Source organism: Siphonobacter sp. BAB-5385, from assembly GCF_002261125.1.
GTDB lineage: Bacteria > Bacteroidota > Bacteroidia > Cytophagales > Spirosomataceae > Siphonobacter.
Genome location: NZ_NMPS01000066.1, coordinates 1 through 25,988 on the forward strand (window position 1 = coordinate 1; position 25,988 = coordinate 25,988).

Sequence of the window (25,988 nt, forward strand, 5' to 3'; positions counted from 1 at the left end):
AGTTTTCAGTTGGCGGTTTTCTGTTTTCAGTTTTTTGGAAACAGGCCTCTTTATGCTTTACACGAGTAACCTTTTCCTATTCCAGCGTTAGTTTGCTGATTTTTTGGGTGTTGCCTTCGATTCGCATGTTGTCCTGATACAGTACGGCCCGGTACTCAATTTCGTCATAGGACTGAATATTCTGTTTCAGCATTTCCAGCGTCACCTTGCCCGTAGCGGTCACGGGATAGGCATCGGTAGCTTTCCACTTTTCGTTGAATTCTTCGTTGAGCGAGCTTTGTACGGGACGGTACTCGAATCCGATCCGGTACTCTTTTCCGGAACCCATTTTCACGACATCAGCCGTTAACTTCAGATTTCCATTACTGATTTTCTCCGCACTCACGGTTCGGAATTGCATCGGCGTCAGGGCAGGTTCCACGTTCTTCAGCTTCACGACAATGGGGTTAGGCCACTGGTGATTGTTATAGATTCGCTGGGCCCGTACCACCGAAATTTTCAATCCTTCGGGGGTCTGCTCGAATCGTGTACGACCATCCACGGTGGGTTTGTATTCCACGACGTTACCGGTTTGTCCGAGTACGGTTACTTCCGTCGTTGCCGTTGCTTTCACCGAACGAATCAGGAATTCCCGACGCTCGGCTCGAGGCCATTCCGGCATACCCGTCAGGTACGCGTATACCGTATTTTCGTCTTTCTTTTTGGTGAACCAGATGTCATTTTCGTTCCGAACAATCCAGGGGCGTACGTTATGCACGGCTTCCTGATTGATGAAATGCCAGGCTCCGATTTCCATCAGTCGGCCTTCTTGCCCTTCATTGAGATTGCCCCACTGCGTAGGCCCCACATTAAGCAGGTACGAGCCACCCTTCGCCCGCGATTCGATGAGAATATTCAGCAGTTCCGTACCCGATTTGTAGTGTTCATTGGTGGGCTTGTAGTTCCAGGCCGTACCCATCGTCATGCAGCTTTCCCAGGCCGTACCCAGCGTTTCGCCGGGCAGGTATTGTTCCGGCGTAGGCAGGGCTCCACGCGTAACCAGGCAATTAGGCTGATACTTCCAGATGGTTTCTTTTACTTCTTCCTTCAGTACGTCACTGTCGATGAAAAACAGATCAACCGGACCGTACTTGGTCATGAGTTCTTTCGTCTGCTCAACGACAAATTTTTTGTATTGAGCCTGAAAGGGTTTCGCCTTTTCCCAGTGGTCGTCGCGGGTGATGTCCTTCATGCCGTTGCGGTAAGCGAACGAAAAATCTTCGGGGGAGTAATAAAAGCCAACGGCGATTTTCCATTTCCGGCAGGCTTCCACGAATTGACGCACGATGTCCTTTTTGTAGGGCGTGTTCATCACGTTGAAATCCGTCGTCTTGGTATCCCACATGCAAAAACCCGCGTGGTGTTTGGTCGTGAACATGATGTACTTCATGCCCGCGTTTTTAGCCAGCATCACGATTTTTTCGGCATCCCATTGTTTGGGATCGAAGGTTTGAGGAAGCTCTTTGATGTACCGATCCACGTAATCCGGCGAAGCCCCCACGAGCGAGTGGCTGATGACGACGCCCAGCTGTGTATCCACGTTCCAGTGAATAAACATACCAAAGCCCACATCTTTCAGCCACTCTTCGCGTTCGGGTTTATTATGGTTGGCTCCAAAATTTTCCGTTTCCTGAGCCCAGGAAGCCAGGGTACAAAAAAGTAGGCAGAGGAAGCAGGATAATCGACGCATGTATTTAGGTTTCAGTTTGCGGTGGTCTGTTTTCAGTAAATCTTGCAGGGATCACATAGTTTGTACTGGTGCAGGTTTCCTAACCTGTACCTACCTTTTAGCAGTTTCCAACTGCCGCCTCTTGGGAACGTATTCCCCGGTATTTTGCCCCGCATTGCATACGGGGCTATTCACGTTGAACCCCTACGGGGTTGAAGTATTCGGTCCACTGGTGCGGGCTTTCCTGACCATTTTAAAGCCAGGGGAGGTTATCGTTTTAACACAAAATGCCCCTCCTCTCAGTCCACAATCAATTCATCCAGCAGCAACCAGGCCTTGTTGCCCGCTCCGTATTCGCCAGTGGGAACAATGCCTTTGTTCAGGGCTTTTAGCTTTACGAATCGAGCTTTTAGCGGGCTGAATTGACCGTTCACGGGATTGATACCATTGATTGGAAATTCGGTTTGCTGGTAGACTTGCTGGTACGTTTTTCCGTCTTCCGACACCCATACCTGTAGCAGGGTCGGCTCCCAGAAACGTTGCCAGTGGTAGCGTAATACGTTGGTCTGGACTTTTGAAATCGTTTGCGTTTGCTGTAAATCCAGCGTCCATTCAGCATTTTCACCCAACATCCCAATCCATTCGCCGGTGTTGTAGCGGGCCGTTCCCTGCACGCCGTTGACGGCAATCCGAGTACTGGCTGGCTTGAAATTCCCGGCGGGTGAACCCTGAATGGTTACGGGCTTACCCGTCGCTTTTGAAACCGTAAAGGCTTTTTCAAACACCCGTCCCTGTTGTTGGTTTCCGGCAAACACGGCGGCTTTCAGCACTGTACTTTTCCCAAGGGAAACCGGGCCACGATAAGCAGTACTGCTCGTTTTGGGCGTACTTCCGTCGAGGGTATATCGAATGGTTGCCTGCGGTAAGGTCGTTGTCAGACGCACGGCTAGTTTCCCATCCGCTGCTACGCTTACCGAATCGGTCAGTTCGTCAAACCCATCGGCATACGCCACCTTCAAGCGTTGCAGCATCGGCTCGTTGAGCCGCAGGCGTCGCAGGAAATCGGGATAGGTACGACCTTTCTTTGGTGACCAGGCCGTTTCGGCAACGGCCAACGCCCGGGGAAAAATCATGTACTCGGCGTGAGCTTCCGTCGCCAGGTATTCGCTCCAGACATTGCCCTGAATACCCAGCAAATACGAAGCCTCTTCCGCCGTGAGCGAATCGGGTACGGGTTCGTAGCTGTAAACTTTGCTCAGGGGTGTGTACCAGGCCGCCGCCGTGGGTTCGCTGGCATACAGGGACTGGTAAAAGTCGAAGTACACAAAGGGCTCGGGTGTCATGATGGCCTTGTGTTTCTGCCGCATGGCTTCGATGCCGCCTTCGGTGCCCCGCCAGCTCATGACGGTAGCTCCGGGCGAAAGGCCCCCTTCCAGGATTTCGTCCCAGCCGATGATCTCCCGATTTTTTGTCAGCAGATATTTCTCCATTCGCTGAATGAAGTAACTCTGTAATTCGTGTTCATCTTTCAAGCCTTGGTGCTGCATGCGGGCCTGACATTTCGGACAGCTTTTCCAGCGGGTTTTCGGGCATTCGTCACCGCCGATGTGAATGTATTTTGACGGAAACAACTCGACGACTTCATCGAGTACGTTTTGCAGGAACGTAAACGTGCTGTCATTTCCGGCACAGTACACATCGTCAAAAATCCCCCAGAACGTGGCCGCCTGATAGGGTCCGCCCGTACAGCCCAAAGCCGGGAACGCGGAAAGAGCCGCCAGAGCGTGGCCCGGCATTTCAATTTCCGGAATCACCGTAATGTGCCGCTGAGCCGCGTACCGCACCACCTCCCGTACTTCCTCCTGGGTGTAGTATCCACCGTATTTCTTGCCGTCGAACCGATGGGGCAGTTCGCGTTTGTGGCCCATGAGTGTCTCCTTCCGGTACGCGGCCACTTTTTGTAGTTCCGGGTAGCGTTTAATCTCGATTCGCCAGCCCTGATCGTCGGTCAGGTGCCAGTGAAAGGTATTGAATTTATACTGGGCGAGCAGGTCGATGTATTTCTTGATAAAAGGCACCTGGAACCAGTGGCGACTGACATCCAGGTGCATACCCCGGTACGAAAACCGGGGATAGTCTATAATCTGACTGGCGGGTATACGTAAATTCTTGGATTGATGAAGCAGTTGCACGAAACTCTGGACGCCGTAAAACAGTCCAGCCGGATCATGCCCGGTAATTTCTACACCTTTGGGGTGAATGCGTAATTGATAGCCTTCTTTCTGCGGTACCTGCGTGGAATCTAGTTTTAACTGAATAGCCGCTTTTTTCCGGGAATGCGGTAGCGTAAAGCCCGCGTAAGATCGGATCTGTTCCTGCGTAAGGTTCACTAATTCCGCTGACACACCGGGTTCGGACGAAATGCCCGCTAAGGCCGTAAGCAGGAATTCGCCCGAAGACCGATGAAAAGCCACAGGCTGGGGAATGAGTCCGCTTTGAGCGAACCCTTTTCCCAGACTGAGCAGTAGCATAAAAAGAATGACGAGGTATTTCATGGTGAAGTATAGGGTTCGCGGAAGTTCAGTGAGAAGCGTTGAAAAGTCACGCATTCAAAAATGATCATTTCCGCGAACAACTTCGATTTTATTGTTTGTCCCACCACATGCGAGTGGTCAGTTCGTTACGTCCCTGCCGCTGAATGGCGATGTTGACCTGCGTGCTGTTCACACTTTCCTCGGTAGGTGGATACAGCAGGCGACGGGGAATGGTACCGCCCGTAGCATTACCCGGCACGTTTACCGGCGTCAGTTTCGGATAACCAGAGCGGCGGTAATTCGCCCAAACCTCCTGCTCATCCGGGTAGAGTGACACCCACAACTGCGTATTGATCGCGTCGAGTTTAGCCTCGGTTGTACCGCTGGTGGGGAACGTATTAGCCGCCAGATAACCTTTAATCTGGTTGTCAGTGATGACTCCCGCTGCTCCAAAAAGCGTCCAGTTTTTCATGGCTGAGGTCACGCCTTTCGCATAAGCCGTTGCCGCGTCTTCGCCCGTGTACCAACCCCGAACGGCCGCTTCGGCGAGTAACAGATTCACTTCCGCTGCCGAGATCACGATCACCGGCGTATCGTACTTCAGCAGAACATTCGGATTCGGTTCCGAATACGTACCGAAATCAGCGGGTTTAGCCAGTAAACCGTTCGGCATGCCTTTCTGGATAGTGCGGGAGGTATCGGCTACGTACTTGGGCGTGGCGTGGTACCTTCATTTCGCCAGACTACGGATAGCACACCCAACCGAGGATCCTGCGTCGTCTTTAAATGATCGATGAAGGTTTTGGCAAATTTGCCACCTTCGGTATTGTTCTGACCGAACGAACTGGTACTCAAATCAGCTCCGCGTAAGGCAGCCGCGTAAGGATTCCAGTTGAAGTTCTGACCGTTGGCAACGTAATTGATCCGGGCTACGTCGGCGTCGGTGGTAATGACGCCACCGGCGATGGCCTTCTTCGCCCAGGTCTGAGCCGAAGCCGCATCCACTTTCGTCATCCGCATACTCAGTCGCAGCATCAGGGAGTACGCCAGTTTTTTCCACTTGGTAATGTCGCCGTTGTAAATCAGATCTGCCGTACCCATCGTGGCCTGACTGGCATTAAAGGCAGCGGCCGCTTCTTCCAATTCTTTCAGCATGTCGGCATAAATGGCCTGCTGAGCGTCGTATTTGGGGGTGTACAGATTATCCGTCAGTCCTTTACCCGCTTCTGAATACGGAATATCACCGTACAAATCCGTAATTCGGTGCATGGTGTACACTCGCCAGATGCGGGCTACGGAAAGCAAATTCACTTGAGCCGGATTCCCGGAAACCGCCCGAATCACTTCCGTAATTTCATTGACCGCAGTCGGGTACGCATTCTGGAAATAATCGTAAGGATACGATCCCTGCTGGAAATAGTACTTGTCGCCAATGCCCGGTACATCCTTGTAGGTGGCGTAGTGCTGCATCGATCCTCCCGCGGCCAGAACGCCCGTGGAATAGTACGAATTGCTGAATACATCCATCTGGGCTTTTGTAAACATATAGCCCGGCTGAATGAAGGGAGAAGCGTCAGGGTTCGTGTTGAGTTCTTCGAATCCCTTGTCGCAGGAGCTAAGCAGAGCCAGGGAAAGCACGGAAACCCAGGCCGATTTATGAATGGTTTTAAATACGTTCATGAGTCCGAGAATTAAAATTTCAACATCAGATTGACACCCATGCTACGGGTACGGGGCAGAGCGAAGGCCTCGAAGCCCTGAGCATTGCTATTGGTATAGCTGGCTTCCGGATCGAAGTTATCGGTCTTTTTGTACAGAATGAAGGGGTTACGAGCCACCAGCGACACACTGGCTCCCCGGAAAATTTTGGAGTTTTTCACCGGAATGGCGTAGTTCAGTACGATCTGACGAAGCTTCACGAAGCTGGCGTCGTACAGGAACAGATCCGTGTAGTTTTTCAGGTTGTCGTAGTACAGACGCAGGTCTTTTACAGGTACGGTTCTGGAATACGAATCACCCTGGGGAGTTACGCCAGATACGGGCAGTCCGTTTTCCCGACCGGGCAACGTCATCTGGTGCAGACCAAAACGGGTGGCGTACACGTCCATGGTCGAGAAGATTTTGTTACCAAACTTACCGTCGATCAGTACATCGAGTGAGAAGTTTTTGTAGGTAAACGTGTTGTTCAGACCCATCGTCCAGGGCGGAACACCCTGACCCAGTTCTTTCAGGACACTGCGTTGCGGATACCCCGTTGCGGTATTGAAAATGACGTTACCGTTAGCATCACGATCCATCGTATACCCCTTAATCACCCCAAACGGACGACCCACCTGGTGGTGAACAAAGGCCCATCCGCCCACGCTGGAAGCCAGTTCCAGGGTATTCACACCCGGTACCAATTGCATTACTTCACTTCGGTTGTAGGCCATGTTGTAGCTTACATTCCAGCTAAAGTTTTTGTTTTTGATGGGATTATACGTGATCAATGCTTCCACGCCTCGGTTGCTCAGAGCTCCCACGTTCAGCAGAGCTTCGTTGTAGCCCGATGCCCGCGAAACCGTCGTTCGTACAATATCATCGGTCGTTTTCCGGTCGTAATACGTCAAATCAATACCAAGTCGGTTATTGAAAAATTTCGCATCAATCCCTACTTCATAGGTCGTGGAGGTCAGCGGCCGAAGCGAAGCATTGGTAATCAGGTTTACGCCGTTGTACTGGGTAACCTGCTGCAGGGGTCGACCGTCGTGACCACCCTGTACCAGTCCGTACGACTGATTGGTGATGAAAGGATCTACGGAACCCGCTCCTACCTGAGCCCAGGAGGCCCGAGCTTTGGCGAAGCTCACCCATTGGGGTAGTTCAACGGCCTGGGAGAGTACAAAACTTCCCCCAACGGACGGATAGAATAAGCTGTTGTTACTCGGACTGAGCGTAGAGAACCAGTCCTGACGACCCGTCAGCGTTAAGAAGGCAAAGCTTTGTAATCCAGATCTAACGATCCAAACAGGGAGTTGGTAGCGATCTTGGGGTTATAGGGCCGGGTCGTGAAGTTGTTCAGGTTGGTATAGCTGTAGAAGTTGGGAACGATAAACTGCGTTCCGTCAATGTAGGTTTCGCTGGAAAGGAACTTCCGCATGTTACCCCCCGCCAGAGCCGTCAGATGGAAATCGTTACCCAGCTTGGTATTGTAGTGGGCCGTTAACATCCCGTTGGTTTCGGAAACCGCCGAGTTGATGTCGTGATACTCCCCAGCGGCGTTCAGCGTGTATACCGTTCCCGAAGGAATGATTCCCGTGTACTTGTAATTATAAAAATCCCGGCTCACACTTCCCCGAATGTACAGGTTGTCCAGAAAGTTGTATTGAAGGTTGAACTGACCGATGAAACGGTTTTTCGTATCGTTGTTCTTGTAGCGATTGACGACGAAGTAAGAGTTAGAGGCATACGGCGTTTCATTCCACTGAATTTCGCGTCCGGTGGCATCGTATCCCGGTGACAACTGCCGAATATCTACCGTATTCGCCAGCATGTACACGGCCCAGTTGGGGTTTCCGGTAGCATCTCCCGCACTGGGGCGGTTGGTTGCTTCCTCGATGTTATACTGGGCTACGGCTTCCAGTGACAGGTTTTTCGTCAGTTTCGCGTTTACATTCAGGTTGCCCACTTTCCGGTTGAATTTGGAGTTGGGCTGAATGCTTTTGCTATCCATGTTCGCCAGCGAAAAACGGAAATTGATGTTCTCCGAACCGCCACTTAGAGCTAACGTATTGGAAAACGTCGTTCCCAGTTCGTAGAAGTTATTGATGTTATTGCGTTGCGGTGAATAAGGCTGCTGCGTACCGTTGAAAATGGTGTACGGCTGCCCGTCCATCTTGGCTCCGAACGAACGACGACCCCAATCAAGGGCCTCCTGCTGGGTAGCGGGCTTACGTCCCTGATCGCCCTGGCCGTATTCGTACTGCCATTTAGGAAATACCGAAGGCGTTTCGGCCGTAAAGGTGGAGTTGAAATCAACGCCGATTCCCTTCTGAGCCACCCCTTTTTTGGTGGTAATCAGAATAACGCCGTTGGCGGCCCGTGAGCCGTATAAAGCGGCAGCGGTACCTCCTTTCAGTACGCTAATGCTCTCAATATCATCGGGATTGATCCCGCCGATTCCATCCCCCCGGTCTACGTTCAAACCACCGGCTCCGGTTTGCGGACTTCCGCCCGGCGTAGAGTTATCGATGGGCATGCCGTTGATTACGTACAGCGGCTGGCTGTTTCCGTTCAGCGAGCCATTCCCCCGGATAACGACCCGGCTCGAACCGCCCGGTCCGGTAGACATCCCGGAGGCATTCACCCCAGCCACTTTACCCGACAAGGCATTGGCCACGTTCATTTCCCGGGCCTGCGTAAACTCCGAGCCTTTTACTTCCGTCACCGAATACCCCAAAGCTTTTTTGTCCCGCTGAATCCCGAGAGCCGTTACGACTACTTCGTTCAGGCTTTTGGTATCTTCTTTCAGCACTACGTCTAGGGTTGTACGCCCGCCCAGCGGAATTTCCTGGGGTACAAAACCCAGATACGAGAAAACCAGTGTTGCTTCCGAAGCGGCATTCAGCGTATACTGACCCTGAGCGTCGGTAACGGTTCCTTTGGTCGAACCCTTTTCAACGATGGTAACCCCCGGCAGCGGCGATCCGTCCGCAGCATTGGTCACTTTGCCAGTAATGTTCTGGGCCATCGCTGACAGACTCATTAGCCACAGCAAGGCAAACAGTCTGCCAAACCTTGCCTGAAAGCATAAGAAGGAGATTTTCATAATGGTAGTAAAAGTGTGAAAGCGTTTAATAGGATTTTGTTCAGGGGTCTTCTCGCAAAAAATGCATTCTTACTTGCAATTTTTGCGAAATATAGAAGCCTTATAGCAATGTTTGCAAATATTATTTTAAAATTTGCCGAGTAAAGCAATGTATTATGCCTTTACACCTTACATATCAAAAGTTTAGATTGCAAAAGCTGCGTTAATCGATTTTTTATTTTGAAAATGCCCCGGAAGAAGAGAAAGAAGCAGCCAGAGCCGAATAGCTTAGCAGTAGTGAGGCGACCCCTTTTTTATACCTTTGTTTATTCAACAGCAAGCCCTTTATCTAATGTCGGTTGTCCTTTTAAAAGAAAGTCGTAAGGATTTAATAATCAACCAGGTAAACCTCCATACCCGTATTACTCTTACGGAGCTGGCCAGTACGCTCAATGTGTCGGAGGATACCATACGTCGAGACATCAATGACCTGGCCGAAGAGGGTAAACTGATTAAGATTCGGGGGGGAGCCATGTCGAAGGCGTACCACTATTCGTCGCAACCTGTGGAAAGCTACGCTCACGAGAGCAAGCGGATTATTGCAGAAAAAGCAGTAACCCTACTGAAAGACGGCATGCTGGTATTGATGGGTGGCGGTACGACCATTCGGGAATTCATCAAACTCATCCCGGACGAACTCAAAGCTACTTTCTTAACAGTCAACCCATTAACTGCTGTAGAACTACTCGACAAGCCCAATCTGGAGATCATTATGATTGGCGGGCCGATCTCGCGGTACAGCCAGATGGCCGTGGGCGGAGACGTCTATCAGCGACTTTCGGAAGTACGCGTGGATCTGTGTATTATGGGAACGAATGCCCTGGACGCGAAGGAAGGACTGACCGATTCCAACTGGGAAACAGTACAGGCAAAGAAGGCCATGATCCGGGCTTCGGATAAAGTTGCAATTCTTGCAATATCAGAGAAGATGAATAGCGTTATGTCCATGAAAGTGGCAGACCTTCGCGAAATTGATTACCTCGTTACGGAATTGTCTGCCACCTCCAGTATGTTAGCCCCCTATCAGGGCGGAAAGACGCGGGTGCTGTAAACCGGCTTACTCGGCCAGTTGATAAATGCAGGGCAGGTTGCGGGCCAAGCCGTCGAAATCCAGCCCGTACCCCAACACAAATTTATTTTCGATCGCAAAGCCAACGTATTTCAGCGTAACCGGAATTCGCGTGGCTTCAGGCTTATGCAGCATGGTCGCAATTTCGATGGAGCGGGGCTTTTCGGCCGTAATCTGACCGAGCAATTCGGCCATGGTGTGTCCCGTATCCACAATGTCCTCCACGATAATGACATCGCGGTCCCGAATGGGTTCGCTGAGTCCCAGGATTCGTTTTACCTTGCCCGTTGTACCCATCCCTTCATACGAACCGACGCGAATGAACGTGATTTCACACTCAATCGTAATGTTCTTCATGAGTTCGGAGACGAACATAAACGAGCCGTTCAGTACGGCAATCAGCAGGGGTCGCCGATCTGCATAATCGATACTGATTTGTTCCGCCAGGGTGGCAATCCGATTCTCCAGTGTAACCTGATCTATAAATACTTCAAAATTCTTGTCACGAACCTGTATCACGGTGGTGTTGATTAAGTAAATGGAACTAAGGTACGGTCCGGTTTGACCGCCTTTTCACGACTACCCTTCCGAAAACCGATCTAAGAAAAATCAAATTTATCGTCTCCTTCGGGAATAGCATCCCAAAATTAGCTTTCGTATCTTTGTTCGCGTTAACTCCAGAAAAATTTCCTGCGAATTCTAAACGACTTTCTACTAATTGCCGTTAATCCTAGCAAGCTTCCAGTCCCACGCACTGTATCCGGGAAGCTCTTTGTTAAGCCATGAAAATCAAGTTCCTACTCTTTCTTCTCTTCCTTAGCTCCGCAAGTTCGGCCCAGTCCTGGTTTGAAACAGCGGAGAAAAATGAGCAGGCTCGTTCCGGTGGAATGCTGCTCAAGCGTGCGGAAGTACAGATTGAAGCGACCGAGGCGATCAACGCCATGTATAATTACAATTTTACGGAAGCCATCCGGGAGTTGGGTATTTGCGAGCCAAGTACCCGGAGCACCCGCTCCCCTACTTTCTGTTTGGCCTGGCAGAATGGTGGAAAATTGTACCGAATACCGACAATGACATGTACGACGCCAAGTGCGAATTGTTCATGGATCAGGCCATTGAAAAGGCGGAAAAGTTGTACGATCAGGGCGGTAATCAGGAAATTGAAGCCAGCTTTTTCCTGGCGGCTTCGTATGCCTTCAAGTCACGGATGTACGCCGAGCGGAAAAAATGGCTGAAGGCCAGTAATGCCGGAAAAAATGCTCTGAAGTATTTTGACAAATGCAAAGGTCACGAGGATCTGTCTCCGGAAATGGCTTTCGGGGATGGTCTGTACAATTATTACCGACAATGGGTACCCGAAAACTATTCGGCGTTGAAGCCCATTTTCTGGTTCTTCCACGAAGGCAATAAAAGCAAAGGCATCGGTCAGCTGGAATGGGTTTCGCGGAATGCGTTTTATACCCGTACGGAAGCTCAGTATTTCTTACTCCAGATTTACGCGTCCGAAAATCAGCATGAAAAAGGCTATCAACTGGCCCGCTACCTCCACGTGACGTACCCCTGGAATCCGTACTTTCACCGCATGTACGCCCGCGAATGTTTTGTGACTGGACGTATGCAGGAAGCGGACGCCGCGGCCAAGTTAATTCTGGAACGACTCGACAATCGTCAGTTTGGCTACGAGGCCGCCAGTGGACGCTATGCTTCCTACATTCTGGCGTACTACAATCAGTTTTTCTACCATAATCCAGCGGCGGCTAAAGAATACTACCATCGTACGATCAATTACGCTCAGGCGAACGGAGCGACGGAGTCGGGCTACAATACGTCGGCATTGCTTAATCTGGGAAAAATTGCCGATAGCGAAGGCAATCTGCCCGAAGCCAAGCAGTACTACGAAAAAGTCATTCAGTACGCCGACAAGAAAACCAGCCAGCGGGAAGAAGCCAAAAAGCTACTCGCCAATAATCTAAAACGCCAAAAGGAACAGCGGCGGAAGAAGTAGTGGATTGGTTTGACTTTTTTGACGGCTCCTTTCGTCAATAAAATCAAATTTCTTCAACCCACTTCTCTATGCAGGTACTAGCTATCGGGGATTTACACGGACGTCTCAACTGGGAAGAGGCCCCGACTCAGGAAGCAGATCGGGTCATTTTTGTGGGAGATTACGTGGATTCCAAGCAATTTTCGGATGAACAGACGACGGAGGTTTTGCAGAAAGTCATTGCCTTAAAGCGGACCGAACCCGAAAAATACATCCTACTGCTGGGCAATCACGACGTAGCGTATCTTCACTATCCATTATTTCCCTGCTCGAATTTCCGGCCTAAGATGCAGTCTTTATGGACGGGCATCTACCAGGAAAACGCCGCTTGTTTTCAGGTAGCGTACCAGTTGGACAACTATTTGTTTACGCACGCCGGTGTATCCAGCAGCTGGGCTCAGAAACACGGCATTCGGGGAAACGAGCTGGCGAATACGCTGAATGCCCTTCAGGAAACGTTTGCCGGACGAGAAGTTTTATTCCAATGCGGATGGGTACGGGGTGGGAATCCCGGAGCGAAAGGCGGCCCCGTTTGGGCAGATGAGACGGAAACAATCGACGATTACCTGCCGGACTGGCATCAGGTGGTGGGTCATACACCGCAACCCTTCATCCGAACGGAAGGCGATGAAACGGCTTCAATTACGTACATCGATGTACTGGGGAAGCAAACGGATTTCTGGCAACGAACGTTTGCCTAATTCAAAAGGCCAGCTTTTCAGCTGGCCTTTTGAATTTCTACAGTTTCAGTTTTGCTTTTACACCTTCAGGTAAAGCCGCTTTGGGTAGGATAACATTGATGGTGTTGAGAGCAAAATACGGCTCCGACACGTAAATGTATCCTTTGTAAGGTCCGGTTTCTCCCCAGGAGTTTTTCACGAGAAAGAATTTCTTGCCGGAAGTGCTCGTACCCGTGCCCGTAATCTGCATCAGGTGATCGTCAACGGTAACCTGACTATCAAAAAGTTGCTGACGCAGGTTTTGATCTACCTTCTTTTCCGTGGCATCGATCTGATCCGCTTTATCGGCGGCTTCGACGGCGTAGCCTTTTCCCTGCTTGAAACCAGGGTTGCTAATATCGGCATCCCACATCACGGTATAGCCCTGTTTCAGGCTCTGTTCTACCGTTTGCGTTAATTCTTCGAGGGGTAAGTTTACGTACGTTTGGTTCGCCCAGTTGTCGGGAATTTCCAACACAAACGACTGGTAAAAGGGATGATGCGTGAAGCTCGTCAGGCTAACGTAATCGTCGAGTTTAAACTGCAATACCTGATCGGCAAACTGACGGGGCGTATAGGTTTTTCCCTGGTATTCAAACGTTTCGGGTACGGGGCCGAATTTTTCATCCAGGATTTTATTGAATCCTACCTCCCAATCAGCCGGAACCGGTTTCTTTTTGAGTACTTCCTCTACGTACGCCTTCAGGTCCTTATCTACTTTTCCGTGGTTATGTCCGGATTCACCCGCTTTTAGTCCGGAATAGACAGATTCAGGGATCGCTCCATACCGGGCAATCGCGTTTAAGGCGTCGTGTCCCAATCCTCCTTCGCCAAACTGAGCTTTCCCCTGCCGGCGAATGTAATTACGGGCTTTGTCCAGATAGGTATTCCGGACGGTGTACATTTCCGACAAATCGATTTCACCGAGGCTTTTCCGGATGCATTCCGATTCCACCATCGAAGTGGTCGAGTAACACCAGCAGGTACCCGTTCCTCCCTGATTTTTGATTGACGTGGCCGTCGCCTGTTGCGTGGTACGTAACCCCAGTTCAGGGGATTGAGCAAAGGCTCCCAGCGAAGTCAGGGATAGAAAGCTCAGACTAAATAAGGTTCTGGTATAGAGCGTCATGGATTGCATATACAATGATTTGGGGGGTAATTTCTGAATTTTTTATCAGTCAGGCAACCCCCGGCGTATATTCCGCATTTCGCTCTTTGTAAATCAGCCTGTATGACCTTATCTGCTCTACTTGATCGTTGCCGTGCCCAGGATGCCAAAGCTCAGCGTTTGCTCTATGAACGCTACGCCGGACGGCTGTTTCGGGTAGCTCAGCGGTACATGAAAGATCGAATGGAGGCCGAGGATCGGCTGGTATCGACGTTTCAGAAAATCTTTGTTCATCTCAAAAAATGGAATACAAAGACGAAGCCAGCACCTGGCTCTGGATGAAACGGATTCTGGTCAATGAATGTCTCATGGAGTTACGGCGATCGGCCAACTTCACAATGGTACCCGAGCAGGAAGCCGCCGAACAGTCCTTCGATTACAACATTATCGACGAGATAGCCGCCGAAACCATTCATACGCTGATTGCGGAATTACCGATCGGCTATCGCACCGTATTCAATCTAGTGGCTCTGGAAGGTTACTCCCACGCGGAAGTAGCCGAGCAATTGCAGATTTCGGAGGGCACCTCCAAGTCGCAGCTCAACAAAGCCCGTCAGTTATTACAGAAAAAACTACAAACCCTGGGGTATGCCGCACACATTCGATGAACACATCCGGCAACGTCTGGAAGCCCTGCCGGAAGAACCCTTTAACAGCGAAGACGTCTGGAAACGGATTGAACGACCTTCCAGGCCAAGCAGCCGTCGCTGGTCAATACCGCTGGGTGTGGGTACAGCGGCCGTGCTGGGCATCCTCGTGGGGTATTTCCTGCATCAGCCCACAACCGAGGTCACCAAAACTACGCCGCTGCTGAGTAAAGCTCCGGTCAGTTCTTCGTCGGTACGCATACCTTCGGTAAACGATTCGGTCTTCGTTCAACCAAACGTTGTTCGTTCGGAGAAACAGGTACCGCTACTGGCCTCCGCTCCCGTGGAGCCGGTACTGGTAACCGATTCGTCCCTCCGGGCCATGCCTGCGGTTGCGATTCAACCCACCCCCATTCCGGAGCCCGTACCACGTGCTCATCCAGCTGAAGCGGAAACGTTCGAAGCGACCGTTACGCTGACCATTCCGGAAACGCAAACCGTACCACTCCGAAAGAAGTCCATTCTGGCCCGTCTGTTCCGTGCGGACAAACGCCCGGATACGCGGCTCCGCTGGCAGGACTTTCAGGCTCCTACTTCCGTCGGAAAAGTAAAAACCGACTCTATTAAACATACCCACTAGTCAAACTCTCCTACTGTACATGAAAACACCATTTCTGACCATGGTACTGGCATTGCTATGCTCGGCACCCAGCTTGGCCGCCCCGGTAGATTCCATTTTAGTCCGGATTGGCCCCTCCTCTAAAGTACTTTTCTATGGCTCAAAAAAAGCCGACTTAAAAAAACTGGAAAATTACGACTGGAATACGATCCTCCGGGATTTGAACGCCCGACTGAGTGAGACTACAGCCGCCGAACCCCGTCAGCACTACATGGATTTAACCGGAAAAAGTTATCTCAATGACAGTACCTTACGAAGTGCAAATGCCATGATAAAAGTGACGGAACTCGAAAGCGATAGACCTCTAACTAAACAAAAACTAAAGTCAGGCTGGCAGGATTTCCGTAACCGGGCTCAGTTCAACCTACTGTTAGGCTGGCCGACTCTTCTACCTCCTAGTTCCAACCCGCCCGACCTGTATCCTACCTGGCTGGATGGATACTATCTGAAAAGCTCAGCTTCCCGCAGATTTGCGGCTAATCTTATCGTTCCTTTTGTACTGCAACGGGTCAATCCAAGAACGAATCTATTTATTGATCTCGGAATTGAATTTTCATTAACTCGATTTAGAACCAGTCAGGATTTTTATTATCGATCTGGCGATTCTTTTGCTACACATCTTCCTCCAGGTTCTGCTGTTAACTACAATGAAACCATTGTTTACCTAGAAGGCTACGGCCGTTTCATCCATCAGCCTTTAGTCAAACGAACCTTCAATGCTACGTATCTGGATTTACTCGCCATTCCCAGCTTGCAATTTTATGATGATGCAGGCAGACGTACCTTTCAGCTAGGGCTTGGTGCCTTTGTAGGGCCACGTATCGGAACTAATATTCGTACTGTGGTGCTGGCAGATCAGGGGCTTCGGGCAGCTTCCAAAGAGGCTCCTGAAGTTTCTCCCTATTCTCCCATCCAGGGGGGATTAATTCTTAAACTGGCGTATCGGGATTTTGCCCTGCTTACCCGATACCATGCCAACTCACACGGAATTATTTACGGTTACAAGCCCAAACAACTTTCCATTAATTTACAAATACCATTACTCTAGCTTAAACTTCCGTAGCCCCCAAATCTTTTGTATCTTTGATCTATGCTTTCAGGGAACGGACTTAGTTCGTTCCCTCTTTTTATCCAATTGCCATGTTCGAAGATATCACCAAAGGCCTCAACGAGCCCCAGGCTCAGGCCGTTCTGCATACCGAGGGGCCGTTAATGATCATCGCCGGAGCGGGCTCGGGCAAGACCCGCGTACTTACCCAGCGTACGGCTCATCTCATCCGAAAAGGCGTTGATCCCTTTTCCATCCTGCTGCTGACGTTTACTAACAAAGCCGCCGGTGAAATGCGGGCCCGGATTGAAAAGGTTGTCGGTACCGATGCCCGGGGCATCTGGATGGGTACGTTTCACAGCGTCTTTGCCAAAATTCTCCGCTTTGAAGCCAAAGCGATGGGCTATACCTCCGACTTTTCGATTTATGATACGGACGATTCCAAATCGTTGTTGAAAACGATCATCAAAGAACGGGGCCTCGACGATAAGATTTACAAACCCAACGTCGTATTCAACCGGATTTCGGGGGCCAAAAACCGCCTGGTATCCGCTGAAGCGTACCTGGCCGATCCCATCATTCAGGCCGATGACGCGGCGGCTCGCCTGCCCGAGATTGGCCGTTTGTATAAACTCTACGTAGATCGTTGTTTCAAGGCTAATGCCATGGATTTCGACGATTTGCTGTACAACACCAACGTACTATTTCGCGATTTTCCGGCCATTCTCAATAAGTACCAGCATCGGTACAAGTACGTGATGGTCGATGAGTTTCAGGATACAAACGTTTCGCAGTACCTCATTACGCGGAAACTGGCGGCCATTCATGAAAACATCTGCGTCGTGGGCGACGATGCCCAGTCGATCTACGCCTTCCGGGGAGCCAATATTCAGAATATCCTCAACTTCGAGAAAGATTATCCGGATCTGACCACGATTCGTCTGGAACAGAATTACCGTTCGACGAAAGTGATCGTTGAAGCGGCCAACTCCGTGATTGCCCGTAATAAGCGTCAGTTACGCAAGGAAGTGTTCACGGAGAATGAAGGTGGTAACCTGATTGAAGTCATCAAGGCCGGATCAGACGTGGAAGAAGGCCGTTTGGTTTCGACTTCACTATTCGAGGAAAAGCTGAATCATGGTCTGAGTAACAATGATTTTGCCATTCTGTACCGGACCAACTCGCAATCGCGGGCTTTTGAAGAATCATTACGGAAACTGAATATCAAGTACCGAATCGTGGGTGGACTTTCCTTTTACCAACGCCGGGAAATTAAGGACTTGCTGGCTTACCTCCGATTCACGCTCAACCAGAGCGACGAAGAAGCCTTCAAGCGGATCATTAACCTACCCAAACGCGGAATTGGCGATCAGACCATTGCCAAGATTACGGTTACAGCCGCCGAGCAGGGCTTGCCGCTTTGGGACATCGTCGCCAATATTCAGCAGTACAACGCGGGTCGTTCGGGTGTGGCCATCGAAGGCTTCTCCGATCTAATCAAGTCGTTTAAGCTACTCGTCGATACGAAAGATGCGTACGAAGTGGCCAGCCACGTGGCCAAAGCTTCGGGTGTACTCAAAGAACTTTACGACGACAAAACGGTAGAGGGCCTGAGCCGTTACGAAAACGTACAGGAATTGCTGAACTCCATCAAACAGTTTGTAGACAATCCCGAAAACGAGGACAAATCGCTGGGGGCCTTTCTGCAAACGGTATCACTGTTGACCAATGCCGATCAGGAAGATGAAGACGGGGATAACGACCGCGTGACCCTGATGACCATTCACCAGGCGAAAGGATTGGAGTATAAAGTGGTGTACATCGTGGGCCTGGAAGAAGATTTATTCCCCAGTCAGATGATGTTACAGTCGAGCGAAGACCTGGAGGAGGAACGACGGCTATTTTACGTAGCCATTACCCGGGCCGAAAAACGCCTGTACCTCAGTTATGCGGAAACCCGCTACCAATACGGCCGACTGAAACCCTGCGAACCCAGTCGGTTTATGGATGAAATTGACGAGAAATATGTTCGCGTCAGTCGCCAGGCCGCCCGCCGGATGTCGGAATCCCAGCGAAATACGGATCGTCCGACGCCCGCCGCTTTCTTACGGAACGTGGCTAATCGAGCCGCCCAAAACGGAGGTTCTCAGGCTTCCAAAACCCCGCCTACCCGCTCGGGAGCTTCGTCTACGCACGTACCCAGCAGTGATTTCAAAGTTTCCGATCCCCGTAAGCTGGCTTCAGGTCAACGCGTCGAACATCAGAAGTTTGGCTTCGGCGTTGTTAAACTCATTTCAACGGATCAGAACGGGGCAAAAGCCGTGATTCAGTTTGATACGCAGGGTGAAAAGACCCTGTTACTTACTTTTGCCAAATTGCGGATTGTAGAATAAAAAAGCATGAGCGGCCGCCACCACTCATGCTCGAAAAATTGTCCATTTCTTGCGAAACGGGCTTTACAAATGTGAATAAAAAAAATGGAGTTTTCGTTCATTTTTTCAATAAATTTTTGAACCTATCCAATTTTACTTTTCCATTTATAGGTCCTTTTCTGGAAAAAGTGGCTTTATACGAATGATTGGGGCTTCTTCTCCTGACAATTCTACTTACTGGGAATCATTCATTTGCAGGAACGGTTAGAGCAAAAACGACCGGTCTAGTCGGTCGGTAAACCTTGATCTTTAGTATTAATTCATACAAGATGGCCCTTCCCATTCGTATTGACGTCGTCTCTGAGTGGTGTGTCCCTGGTGTTACATTGGCAAACGCCGCCTGGAATCGGCACTGGCTGAACTCAGCAATGAAGTACAGGCAGACGTGGTCTATCACCCTTTTCAGCTTGACCCTACCGTACCGCGGCAGGGAAAATCCTTTGCCGAACACATGGCCAGTAAGTTTGGACCCGGTCGTAGTGAAAGCATGTTTCAGCACGTGGAGCAGGTGGCTAGTGAGGTAGGGCTCGACTTTGACTTCAACGAGATTCCCAAATCGATCAATACCTTCGATTTACACCGCCTCCTGACGATTGCTTACGAAAAAGGGCTACAGGCTGCAACGAAAGAAGCCTTATTAAAAGCCTATTTCGTAGATCGGATTGATCTGACGCAGGAAGCCGTATTACTCAATGTGCTGGAAACAGCGGGTTGGGATAAGAAAGAAGCGTTGGAAGTTCTGAAATCTGAAGTAGCCAGCGATTCGGTACAAAGTGAAATGGAATACTTCAAGCAACTGGGTGTTTCGGGCGTACCGTTTTTCATTCTCAACAACAAGTACGCGTTGTCGGGAGCCCAGCCCAAGGAAACGTTTATGCAGGCTTTGCGACAGGTGATTCAGGAAAGTCAGCCGCAAATCATTGCCGAAGGTGATAGTTGCGATACGACTACGGGCGAATGCTAATACGGTTCCTTTGAATCGAACCTAAAAAAGAGGTCGAATGATTCGACCTCTTTTTTATTACTCTTCTTGCGAAAAACTTATTCGCCCTGTACGGCTGCGTTCGTCATGCCGGCCCGGTAGGGATATTCCTGCATCACTTTCGCAACGGTGGCCCGGATGAGTTCATCCCGGTCTTTGCGGCGGGCGTTCAACTCACCTTTTGCCCAACCCTGCCATACCATCTCTTTGGTTTTGGTATCCAGCAGACTAATGATCACCCGGTTTTCTTCGTAGTTCCGGGAGCTGACGTTATTGTTAGGACCGTACCACCACCAGCCCCACATCGGACTTAGATTGTTCGATTGGATTTGCTGCAGGTTACGAGCGTCGGTGTCAAACCGAACCGTTAAATCGGCATTCTTCTCCACGCGGCGGTAGCCACGTGCACTCATCTCGGCGTCGAGGGCCTGGGTAATTCGTTTTTGCATCAACTGACTTCCCATCACAGGGTCTGAATTACCGCCGGGCATCGGAGCAATCGCGTAGGTGCGATAGCCACTGAAGTTCGCGGTACGATCATAATCCGAACGAACCGTGATCGAAGGTGCACAAGAAACCATAGTACCCATCAGCACTACGACAGCTAGCATTTTTATGATTGATTTCATGGATTTGAACAAACAACTATAGGATTAAGAGACTATTGTTAGCGGTACAGAATCCGTAGTTTTACTCCTCAGATTCAATAATACAACACGTAAAAAACGACGGCTGTTCCCCGTAAATTGTCGGGAAACAGCGTCGCGTGGCTTTTAAAGCCGATTTAAGATTTATTAACAAAAAGGGCGTTTACAGCTCATCCTAAGCGTTTTTCAGAGCCTGATCCAGGTCTGCAATCAGGTCATCTACGTGTTCCAGACCGACTGAAACGCGTAGCAATCCGTCGGGCGTCGGGCTATCCGGACCTTCGTAAATTTTCCGGGGTTCGATGAGACTTTCCACACCCCCGAGGCTCGTCGCCTGCGTGAACACTTTCAACGATCCGGCCACCTTTTTAGCCCCCGGTAAACCTCCTCGTACTTCGAAAGAAAGCATTCCTCCAAAGCCATTTTTCATCTGGGCTTTGGCAATTTCATGCTGCGGATGGCTGGTGAGTCCGGGGTAATGCACCCGCTCCACAGCCGGATGTGATTCGAGCCACTGAGCGATGGGCAGGGCACTCGCTGACTGAGCTTTTACCCGCAGGGGCATCGTTTGAATCCCCCGCGTGATGATCCAGCAATCGAACGGTGAAGGTACGCCGCCGGTCAGGTTCTGAATCTGACGCAGGCGTACAGCCAGTTCGCCGTCCTGAGCCAGTACCAACGCTCCGCCCAATACGTCGGAGTGGCCCCCGAAATATTTGGTTGTTGAATGCATGACCACGTCGGCCCCGAAAGCAATCGGGTTTGTAGTACGGGCGTAGCCCAGGTATTGTCCACCGCACACAAGGCTCCTACCGAATGAGCCAGTCGGGATAAAGCCTGCAAATCGGTCAGGTACAGCAGCGGATTACTCGGCGTTTCGAGCCAGAATAGCCTGGTCGTCGGCCGGATGGCTTTTTCCACCTCTTCCAGGTTCGACGTATCGACCAGTGAAAACTCAAGACCCCAGGGTTCGAATACATCTACAAGCAGTCGTTGGGCCGCGTAGTAGGCAAACGGAGTCGTGATGACGTGATCACCGGGCTTTAAAGCCTGAAACAAGGCGGAAATGGCGGCCATCCCTGAGCCAAAGGCGAGTCCAACGGTTCCGCCTTCCAGAGCAGCCAGACTTTTCTCCAGCAGATCACGGTTCGGGTTATTGCCTCGTGTGTACAGAAAACCGTGCGGCAGGTTGCCCTCGGCATCGCGTTCGTACGTGGTACTCAGGTAAATGGGCGTGGTTACCGCCGACGCATTCGCGTCATGAAAACGGGTGACTTGTATAGCTAGGGTTTCCAGGTTCATGTGCAACAGATGCTGTAGATACGTACGGGCAAAATAAGTGGGAAACTTGCTTGTATGCTATCGATAGCGACGAAAAGAAGAAACCCGACCTGCGATTGGGTTTCTTCTTTTCGGCTTGCCAGCACCTTAGAAGTGGTACTGTAAAGGATTACCAAGTTGAGCTAGTATATAGACCACGATGAAGAGGCCGTAGCAATAGTAGCCCGTATACTTTCCAGTAAAAAATAAGGGTAGCAGCATTAGAGCAAATACGATCCATTCAGGCCCCATTGCTTTAACCCAGGAGTAATTAAAATGCTCCGTAATGGCTAACGCAAGTGTGGCTTTGTTATAGAAAACACCGAGTGCCAGGAGTAGTAAAATCCAGGTTTTCCTTTGGGTTGTAAGAGCATGTTGCATCCCTTTCGCAGGATTTATTTGTTCAAATTACCAATAAAAACGAATACGCTCGGCGTATTACTGTTTCAGAATGACGAATTCTACCCGTCGGTTTTGCTGCTTGCCTTCCGGAGTATCATTAGTAGCCACGGGACGGCTTTCACCAAAACCTTTGGCTACAATCCGGTTTTCAGGAATGCCTTTGGAAATCATATACGCCCGCACCGATTCGGCCCGGTCCTGCGAGAGCTTCTGGTTGGCTTCATCGGTACCATCGCTATCGGTATGTCCATCGATTTCGACCATCATACTTCTCCGGCGATTCATCAATTCCACGACGCGGTTTAACTCAGGGAACGACTCCGTCTGTAACGTGGCTTTGGCCGTTTCGAAGAATACGTTGTTCAAAGCCACCTTCGCTCCTTCTTCAATCTTCGTCACCAGCAGGTCGCGGTCTTTCAATTCCAGATACCCCCCACTACCGAGCTTACTTAAGTCAAGATTCTGCGATTTTCCGACGTACCCATCCGCCTCAGGCCGAATGCCGTACTTCTTACCGTAGGGTAACACAATCTTGTACTCACCCGTATTCGGGTCGGGCGTGGCCGTTCCGAGTTCGGTACCATCGGGTAAGCTCTCGTACACGATCCGGGCGTTTTCGGGTACTTTTTTCGTTTTTGCATCCAGTAACTTACCCGTGTACAGAACCACAGCATTGGATTTGGCGGGTTGCCGGTCGGGCACCTGCGTCGCATTGGGATTACTGGCCGGAAGCTGAGCAATGGTGGGCGGCACTTCGGCTGGTGGCGTCTGGTTCTGGAACTTCACCCGAACAATATCAGCTTTTCCTTTACTACCGTTGACGGTCACCAAGTAGGCCCATTCACCCGAGGCTGGAATGGTAAAATACGCGTCGAAATCAGGGGTATTGATCGGTGCTCCGAGGTTTTCAGGCTTGCTCCAGCGTTTCCAGCTACGGTCCAGCCGCCGCGTCATCCAGATGTCGTTGGAGCCTAAACCGCCTTCGCGATTACTGGAGAAATACAGGGTTTCGCCATCCGCCGCCAGAAAAGGTGTCGTTTCATCGGCGTCCGTATTGACTTCACGTCCCAGACTCGCGGGTCGGCTCCACTTCCCCGCTTTGTCCTGCACACTGACGTACAGATCGGACTCCCGACTGTTCTTTTTTCCGAAAAAGCCAGTAACAGGGTCTTGCCATCATTGGCCAGAAATCCGTACTGGTAATAGCCTTTATTCATGCCTTCCAGTCCGGGAATATCGAGCTTTTTCGGCCGTTCCCAGCCCGTTGCTACTTTCCGCATGGTGGCAAAGCCCCGAATGCTCAGGTCGTCTCCTTCTTTCTGTACCCAGTGGGTAAGAATGGTATTGCCATCGGGTGTAATGCTGTAAATGACATTATGTTCTTCACCATTAACCGGATTGGGCATCCGGCGGGAAGGCGTCCAGCTGTTTCCGGAGAGGTACTCGGCCATCCATACATCCTGACTTCCTTTTTTTTGAGAAGCATTCTGCGGATGATTTACCCGGCTGAAGTAGAGCGTACGCCCATCCGGAGCAATGACGGGCTGAATTTCAGCCGACTCAGAATTAACCGTGCTACCAAGATTCTCAGGGGTTTGTTCCTGAGCATGAGCGTACACACTTATACAGGAAAGCAGAATAAAAAGTCGTTTCATTACGGGACGTTAGGCTGGATAGTAGTAAGGTGCGTGCAAGAAATCAGGTTTCATCCGTCGATCTGACGATCAAATCGGCTTACACGTAACCCATGAACGGATCAAAATTAACGAGCGATAAGGCGGTTCTGTATATACCCTACCCTCAGATTTTTTTCCGATCTACCCACTTTTCCGTGACAACGGGCTGATGCGTTCGCATGAGGGCGAATAATTCTTCGATGGAATCGGATACCAGCAGTAGTTCCCGGTTCCCGACTTTGAGAAAGCCTGCTTCCACCATCCGGTCCATCATTTGTAACAGGGGGTCGTAAAAGCCATTCACATTCAAAAGTCCAATGGGCTTACTGTGAATCTGTAATTGCTTCCAGGTAAGAATTTCGAATAATTCATCCATGGAACCAAAGCCCCCGGGAATGGTAATAAAACCATCGGCCCGTTCGGCCATCCGGGCTTTGCGTTCGTGCATGGTTTCGGTCACGATCAGTTCGTTCAGGCCGGCGTGAGCGACTTCCCATTTTTTCAGAAAATCAGGAATAACGCCAATGACTTCCCCACCCTGAGCCAGTACGGCATCGGCAAGGATGCCCATTAACCCGACGTTTCCACCACCGTACACCAGTCGCAACTGTTGTTCGGCCAAATACTGCCCCAGCTCAATGGCCGTTTGACGGTACACAACATCGGAGCCCGCATTGGCTCCACAAAATACAGCAATGTTTTTCATGGGGATTAGTATTCACTAATGGTGACGGATCGGCTCAGCCTTCCATCGAAGATCACAGGGCGAGCCCTGCTTCCAATCATTTTTTCCTCGAAGCTTTCTTCTGCGGCGTGGCACGGAAACCCTCAAATTTGGCTATCAACCCTTTAGCTCCTACCGCCCAGCCGTCTTTCCCTGCAAAACTGACGGCATGGAAGGGGGAATCATCCAGTTTGTTCCAGGTTTTGCCGCCGTTGATGGAATAACCCGTGCCCGAAGGTCCTACCGTAATCAGCCGCTCAATGACCGATGCGACCGGAGCCTCTCCCGCCATGGCCTTATATTCCTGCCGATATACGGTCACGGCTTCTTTCAGGCCCGGCGGATTGGTAGAAGGCAATAATTGCCAGGTTTTACCGCCATCCTGCGTAACGATTACATTTTGCGTTGAATCACTGACGTGCAGATAATCTCCGCCCACGGCAATGCCTCGCAGTCGGTTGAAGAAGTGTAAGCCAAAGATGCCCGATGTTTTGCCCGCGGGTAAGGGCGTTTCGGCCACTTCCCAGCTTTTTCCAAAATCTTTGGACCGGAATACCCGGGCAAATGTACTGCCGCCGGTACCAATCCAGGCCCAGCTTTTTGCGGAAACCACCAGGGAAGTGCCACTGGCCGCAAACGCTGCTTCTCCTTCTTCGATTGGGGGAAACTGATCCCGTGGCACTTCGGCCCAGGTTTTCCCGCCATCGCTGGTAGTGAGCACAAAGAATTTATGATCAATCGGATCGCCAAAGGCAATGCCGTGTTCCTTGTCCCAGAACTCAATCCCATCCAGAAAGGCTCCTTTCTGATGGGTCTGATACACGAGTTTCCAGCTCTGTCCAGCGTCTTCCGTACGATAGATGCGGGCGGCTCCCTTATCGGCATCGCCGGCACTCATGGCTACGGCAGTTTCGGCATTAAAGGCGTGGATGTCCCGGAAATCGAGTGCTTCCGCTCCAACAACTGAATGAATTTCCCAGTTAGTACCGCCGTCCTGCGTGCGTAGTACCTGCCCTTTGGTGCCTCCAATCCAGCATACTTTGGCAGACACCGCATGTACCGCTCTGAAATGGGCTTCCGTTTGAGCTGGCTGTACTTTCCATTGCCCCCAGGCCGTTGCCGTCAGAAGCCAGCAGTACAGAAGATTTCGTAAAAACATTCGGATGGATTTAAGCTATGGTCTGAATGAACAGTAAAAATAGATCATTTACTGACGTTGAACGTATAAAGCCAGACCGAATTTCGTGCGTACGCCGTATGAATAGTGGCTTGGAGGCCATTTTGGAAGCACTTGCTGCACTTATCATAGGCTTGCGAGAAGTACTGGGCTATCACAGGATCCGTATTTGGTTCCGCTGCCACGGTTGGTCATTTAGTCCGTATGCATTCCATGCCGGGCATCG

Annotated in this window: 22 protein-coding genes and 1 pseudogene; 9 read left to right on the forward strand and 14 right to left on the reverse strand. The window is 50.6% G+C overall.

Features of this window, described 5'->3' with window-relative positions; translation table 11 throughout:
* Nucleotides 1-76: 76 nt before the first annotated feature.
* The 6 genes from BWI93_RS06105 to BWI93_RS28140 form a co-directional block, all read right to left on the reverse strand.
* Entirely contained in the window at nucleotides 77-1,729 is a 1,653-nt protein-coding gene (locus BWI93_RS06105) for an alpha-L-fucosidase (RefSeq protein ID WP_094809259.1), read from the reverse strand.
* A 278-nt stretch (nucleotides 1,730-2,007) separates the two neighbouring features.
* Nucleotides 2,008-4,263 carry a family 20 glycosylhydrolase gene (locus BWI93_RS06110; protein WP_176454147.1) on the reverse strand — a complete coding sequence of 752 codons (2,256 nt, stop codon included), beginning with the start codon at nucleotides 4,261-4,263 and terminating at the stop codon, nucleotides 2,008-2,010.
* An 88-nt stretch (nucleotides 4,264-4,351) separates the two neighbouring features.
* The gene (locus tag BWI93_RS28560; RefSeq protein WP_255157741.1) at nucleotides 4,352-4,915 is read right to left on the reverse strand and encodes a SusD/RagB family nutrient-binding outer membrane lipoprotein; all 564 of its coding nucleotides are present in this window, start codon (nucleotides 4,913-4,915) and stop codon (nucleotides 4,352-4,354) included.
* Nucleotides 4,916-4,944: 29 nt separating this feature from the next.
* Nucleotides 4,945-5,922, reverse strand: coding sequence for a SusD/RagB family nutrient-binding outer membrane lipoprotein (locus BWI93_RS28565; protein WP_255157742.1), 978 nt, complete (start codon nucleotides 5,920-5,922; stop codon nucleotides 4,945-4,947).
* 11 nt (nucleotides 5,923-5,933) lie between these two features.
* Nucleotides 5,934-7,091, reverse strand: a complete 1,158-nt coding sequence (locus tag BWI93_RS28135; RefSeq protein ID WP_369679106.1) for a TonB-dependent receptor — start codon at nucleotides 7,089-7,091, stop codon at nucleotides 5,934-5,936.
* Between the two features lie 116 nt (nucleotides 7,092-7,207).
* Nucleotides 7,208-9,049: a SusC/RagA family TonB-linked outer membrane protein gene (locus tag BWI93_RS28140; protein ID WP_217902237.1), complete on the reverse strand. Its 1,842-nt coding sequence runs from the start codon at nucleotides 9,047-9,049 to the stop codon at nucleotides 7,208-7,210.
* 331 nt (nucleotides 9,050-9,380) lie between these two features.
* On the opposite strand from BWI93_RS28140, the gene BWI93_RS06125 reads away from it, so the two are divergent.
* Complete coding sequence (locus tag BWI93_RS06125) at nucleotides 9,381-10,139, forward strand: DeoR/GlpR family DNA-binding transcription regulator (RefSeq protein WP_094809261.1); 759 nt, start codon at nucleotides 9,381-9,383, stop codon at nucleotides 10,137-10,139.
* 6 nt (nucleotides 10,140-10,145) lie between these two features.
* Here BWI93_RS06125 and hpt read toward each other — a convergent pair whose 3' ends face one another.
* Complete coding sequence (gene hpt, locus BWI93_RS06130; RefSeq protein WP_094809262.1) at nucleotides 10,146-10,676, reverse strand: hypoxanthine phosphoribosyltransferase; 531 nt, start codon at nucleotides 10,674-10,676, stop codon at nucleotides 10,146-10,148.
* 466 nt (nucleotides 10,677-11,142) lie between these two features.
* Between hpt and BWI93_RS06135 the strand changes: the two genes are divergently transcribed.
* Nucleotides 11,143-12,162, forward strand: coding sequence for a tetratricopeptide repeat protein (locus BWI93_RS06135; RefSeq protein WP_141217371.1), 1,020 nt, complete (start codon nucleotides 11,143-11,145; stop codon nucleotides 12,160-12,162).
* A gap of 68 nt (nucleotides 12,163-12,230) precedes the next feature.
* Nucleotides 12,231-12,902, forward strand: coding sequence for a metallophosphoesterase (locus tag BWI93_RS06140; RefSeq protein ID WP_094809263.1), 672 nt, complete (start codon nucleotides 12,231-12,233; stop codon nucleotides 12,900-12,902).
* 37 nt (nucleotides 12,903-12,939) lie between these two features.
* Here BWI93_RS06140 and BWI93_RS06145 read toward each other — a convergent pair whose 3' ends face one another.
* Complete coding sequence (locus BWI93_RS06145; protein WP_217902238.1) at nucleotides 12,940-14,058, reverse strand: C1 family peptidase; 1,119 nt, start codon at nucleotides 14,056-14,058, stop codon at nucleotides 12,940-12,942.
* Nucleotides 14,059-14,151: 93 nt separating this feature from the next.
* Here BWI93_RS06145 and BWI93_RS06150 point away from each other — a divergent pair, with 93 nt between their 5' ends.
* The 6 genes from BWI93_RS06150 to BWI93_RS06175 all read left to right on the forward strand — a co-directional run bounded on the left by BWI93_RS06150 (nucleotide 14,152) and on the right by BWI93_RS06175 (nucleotide 19,798).
* The gene (locus BWI93_RS06150; protein WP_094809264.1) at nucleotides 14,152-14,370 is read left to right on the forward strand and encodes an RNA polymerase sigma factor; all 219 of its coding nucleotides are present in this window, start codon (nucleotides 14,152-14,154) and stop codon (nucleotides 14,368-14,370) included.
* Nucleotides 14,331-14,696, forward strand: a complete 366-nt coding sequence (locus tag BWI93_RS06155) for an RNA polymerase sigma factor (protein WP_094809265.1) — start codon at nucleotides 14,331-14,333, stop codon at nucleotides 14,694-14,696. The genes BWI93_RS06150 and BWI93_RS06155 overlap by 40 nt, the downstream gene beginning before the upstream one ends.
* Nucleotides 14,677-15,315 (forward strand): hypothetical protein, encoded by a 639-nt coding sequence (locus tag BWI93_RS06160; RefSeq protein WP_094809266.1) that lies wholly within the window; start codon nucleotides 14,677-14,679, stop codon nucleotides 15,313-15,315. Before BWI93_RS06155 ends, BWI93_RS06160 begins: the two co-directional genes overlap by 20 nt.
* 19 nt (nucleotides 15,316-15,334) lie before the next feature.
* Entirely contained in the window at nucleotides 15,335-16,402 is a 1,068-nt protein-coding gene (locus tag BWI93_RS06165) for a hypothetical protein (RefSeq protein ID WP_094809267.1), read from the forward strand.
* Between the two features lie 92 nt (nucleotides 16,403-16,494).
* The gene (locus BWI93_RS06170; RefSeq protein WP_094809268.1) at nucleotides 16,495-18,795 is read left to right on the forward strand and encodes an ATP-dependent helicase; all 2,301 of its coding nucleotides are present in this window, start codon (nucleotides 16,495-16,497) and stop codon (nucleotides 18,793-18,795) included.
* Between the two features lie 346 nt (nucleotides 18,796-19,141).
* Nucleotides 19,142-19,798, forward strand: coding sequence for a DsbA family protein (locus tag BWI93_RS06175; RefSeq protein ID WP_176454148.1), 657 nt, complete (start codon nucleotides 19,142-19,144; stop codon nucleotides 19,796-19,798).
* A gap of 77 nt (nucleotides 19,799-19,875) precedes the next feature.
* Here BWI93_RS06175 and BWI93_RS06180 read toward each other — a convergent pair whose 3' ends face one another.
* The 6 genes and pseudogenes from BWI93_RS06180 to BWI93_RS06205 all read right to left on the reverse strand — a co-directional run bounded on the left by BWI93_RS06180 (nucleotide 19,876) and on the right by BWI93_RS06205 (nucleotide 25,744).
* Nucleotides 19,876-20,445: a DUF4136 domain-containing protein gene (locus BWI93_RS06180; RefSeq protein WP_094809274.1), complete on the reverse strand. Its 570-nt coding sequence runs from the start codon at nucleotides 20,443-20,445 to the stop codon at nucleotides 19,876-19,878.
* A gap of 193 nt (nucleotides 20,446-20,638) precedes the next feature.
* Nucleotides 20,639-21,765, reverse strand: a pseudogene (locus BWI93_RS06185) (PLP-dependent aspartate aminotransferase family protein).
* 456 nt (nucleotides 21,766-22,221) lie between these two features.
* The gene (locus tag BWI93_RS28570) at nucleotides 22,222-23,139 is read right to left on the reverse strand and encodes an OmpA family protein (protein ID WP_255157745.1); all 918 of its coding nucleotides are present in this window, start codon (nucleotides 23,137-23,139) and stop codon (nucleotides 22,222-22,224) included.
* 17 nt (nucleotides 23,140-23,156) lie between these two features.
* Nucleotides 23,157-23,840: a hypothetical protein gene (locus tag BWI93_RS28575; protein WP_255157743.1), complete on the reverse strand. Its 684-nt coding sequence runs from the start codon at nucleotides 23,838-23,840 to the stop codon at nucleotides 23,157-23,159.
* 145 nt (nucleotides 23,841-23,985) lie between these two features.
* On the reverse strand, nucleotides 23,986-24,567 hold the full coding sequence (locus BWI93_RS06200) for a TIGR00730 family Rossman fold protein (RefSeq protein ID WP_094809271.1): 582 nt from the start codon (nucleotides 24,565-24,567) through the stop codon (nucleotides 23,986-23,988).
* A gap of 76 nt (nucleotides 24,568-24,643) precedes the next feature.
* The gene (locus BWI93_RS06205; protein WP_094809272.1) at nucleotides 24,644-25,744 is read right to left on the reverse strand and encodes an oxidoreductase; all 1,101 of its coding nucleotides are present in this window, start codon (nucleotides 25,742-25,744) and stop codon (nucleotides 24,644-24,646) included.
* Nucleotides 25,745-25,988 lie beyond the last annotated feature (244 nt).

Bases quoted from the DNA above. Each gene is read 5' to 3' on its own strand.
- BWI93_RS06140 (WP_094809263.1), top strand. From the start codon at position 12,231: ATGCAGGTACTAGCTATCGGGGATTTACACGGACGTCTCAACTGGGAA.
- BWI93_RS06160 (WP_094809266.1), top strand. From the start codon at position 14,677: ATGCCGCACACATTCGATGAACACATCCGGCAACGTCTGGAAGCCCTG.
- BWI93_RS06180 (WP_094809274.1), bottom strand. From the start codon at position 20,445: ATGAAATCAATCATAAAAATGCTAGCTGTCGTAGTGCTGATGGGTACT.
- BWI93_RS06150 (WP_094809264.1), top strand. From the start codon at position 14,152: ATGACCTTATCTGCTCTACTTGATCGTTGCCGTGCCCAGGATGCCAAA.
- BWI93_RS28560 (WP_255157741.1), bottom strand. From the start codon at position 4,915: ATGCCGAACGGTTTACTGGCTAAACCCGCTGATTTCGGTACGTATTCG.
- BWI93_RS06125 (WP_094809261.1), top strand. From the start codon at position 9,381: ATGTCGGTTGTCCTTTTAAAAGAAAGTCGTAAGGATTTAATAATCAAC.
- BWI93_RS06110 (WP_176454147.1), bottom strand. From the start codon at position 4,263: ATGAAATACCTCGTCATTCTTTTTATGCTACTGCTCAGTCTGGGAAAA.
- BWI93_RS06155 (WP_094809265.1), top strand. From the start codon at position 14,331: ATGGAATACAAAGACGAAGCCAGCACCTGGCTCTGGATGAAACGGATT.
- BWI93_RS06145 (WP_217902238.1), bottom strand. From the start codon at position 14,058: ATGCAATCCATGACGCTCTATACCAGAACCTTATTTAGTCTGAGCTTT.
- BWI93_RS06200 (WP_094809271.1), bottom strand. From the start codon at position 24,567: ATGAAAAACATTGCTGTATTTTGTGGAGCCAATGCGGGCTCCGATGTT.
- BWI93_RS28570 (WP_255157745.1), bottom strand. From the start codon at position 23,139: ATGACGCGGCGGCTGGACCGTAGCTGGAAACGCTGGAGCAAGCCTGAA.
- BWI93_RS06205 (WP_094809272.1), bottom strand. From the start codon at position 25,744: ATGTTTTTACGAAATCTTCTGTACTGCTGGCTTCTGACGGCAACGGCC.
- BWI93_RS28575 (WP_255157743.1), bottom strand. From the start codon at position 23,840: ATGAAACGACTTTTTATTCTGCTTTCCTGTATAAGTGTGTACGCTCAT.
- BWI93_RS06165 (WP_094809267.1), top strand. From the start codon at position 15,335: ATGAAAACACCATTTCTGACCATGGTACTGGCATTGCTATGCTCGGCA.
- BWI93_RS28565 (WP_255157742.1), bottom strand. From the start codon at position 5,922: ATGAACGTATTTAAAACCATTCATAAATCGGCCTGGGTTTCCGTGCTT.
- BWI93_RS06170 (WP_094809268.1), top strand. From the start codon at position 16,495: ATGTTCGAAGATATCACCAAAGGCCTCAACGAGCCCCAGGCTCAGGCC.
- BWI93_RS06105 (WP_094809259.1), bottom strand. From the start codon at position 1,729: ATGCGTCGATTATCCTGCTTCCTCTGCCTACTTTTTTGTACCCTGGCT.
- BWI93_RS28140 (WP_217902237.1), bottom strand. From the start codon at position 9,049: ATGAAAATCTCCTTCTTATGCTTTCAGGCAAGGTTTGGCAGACTGTTT.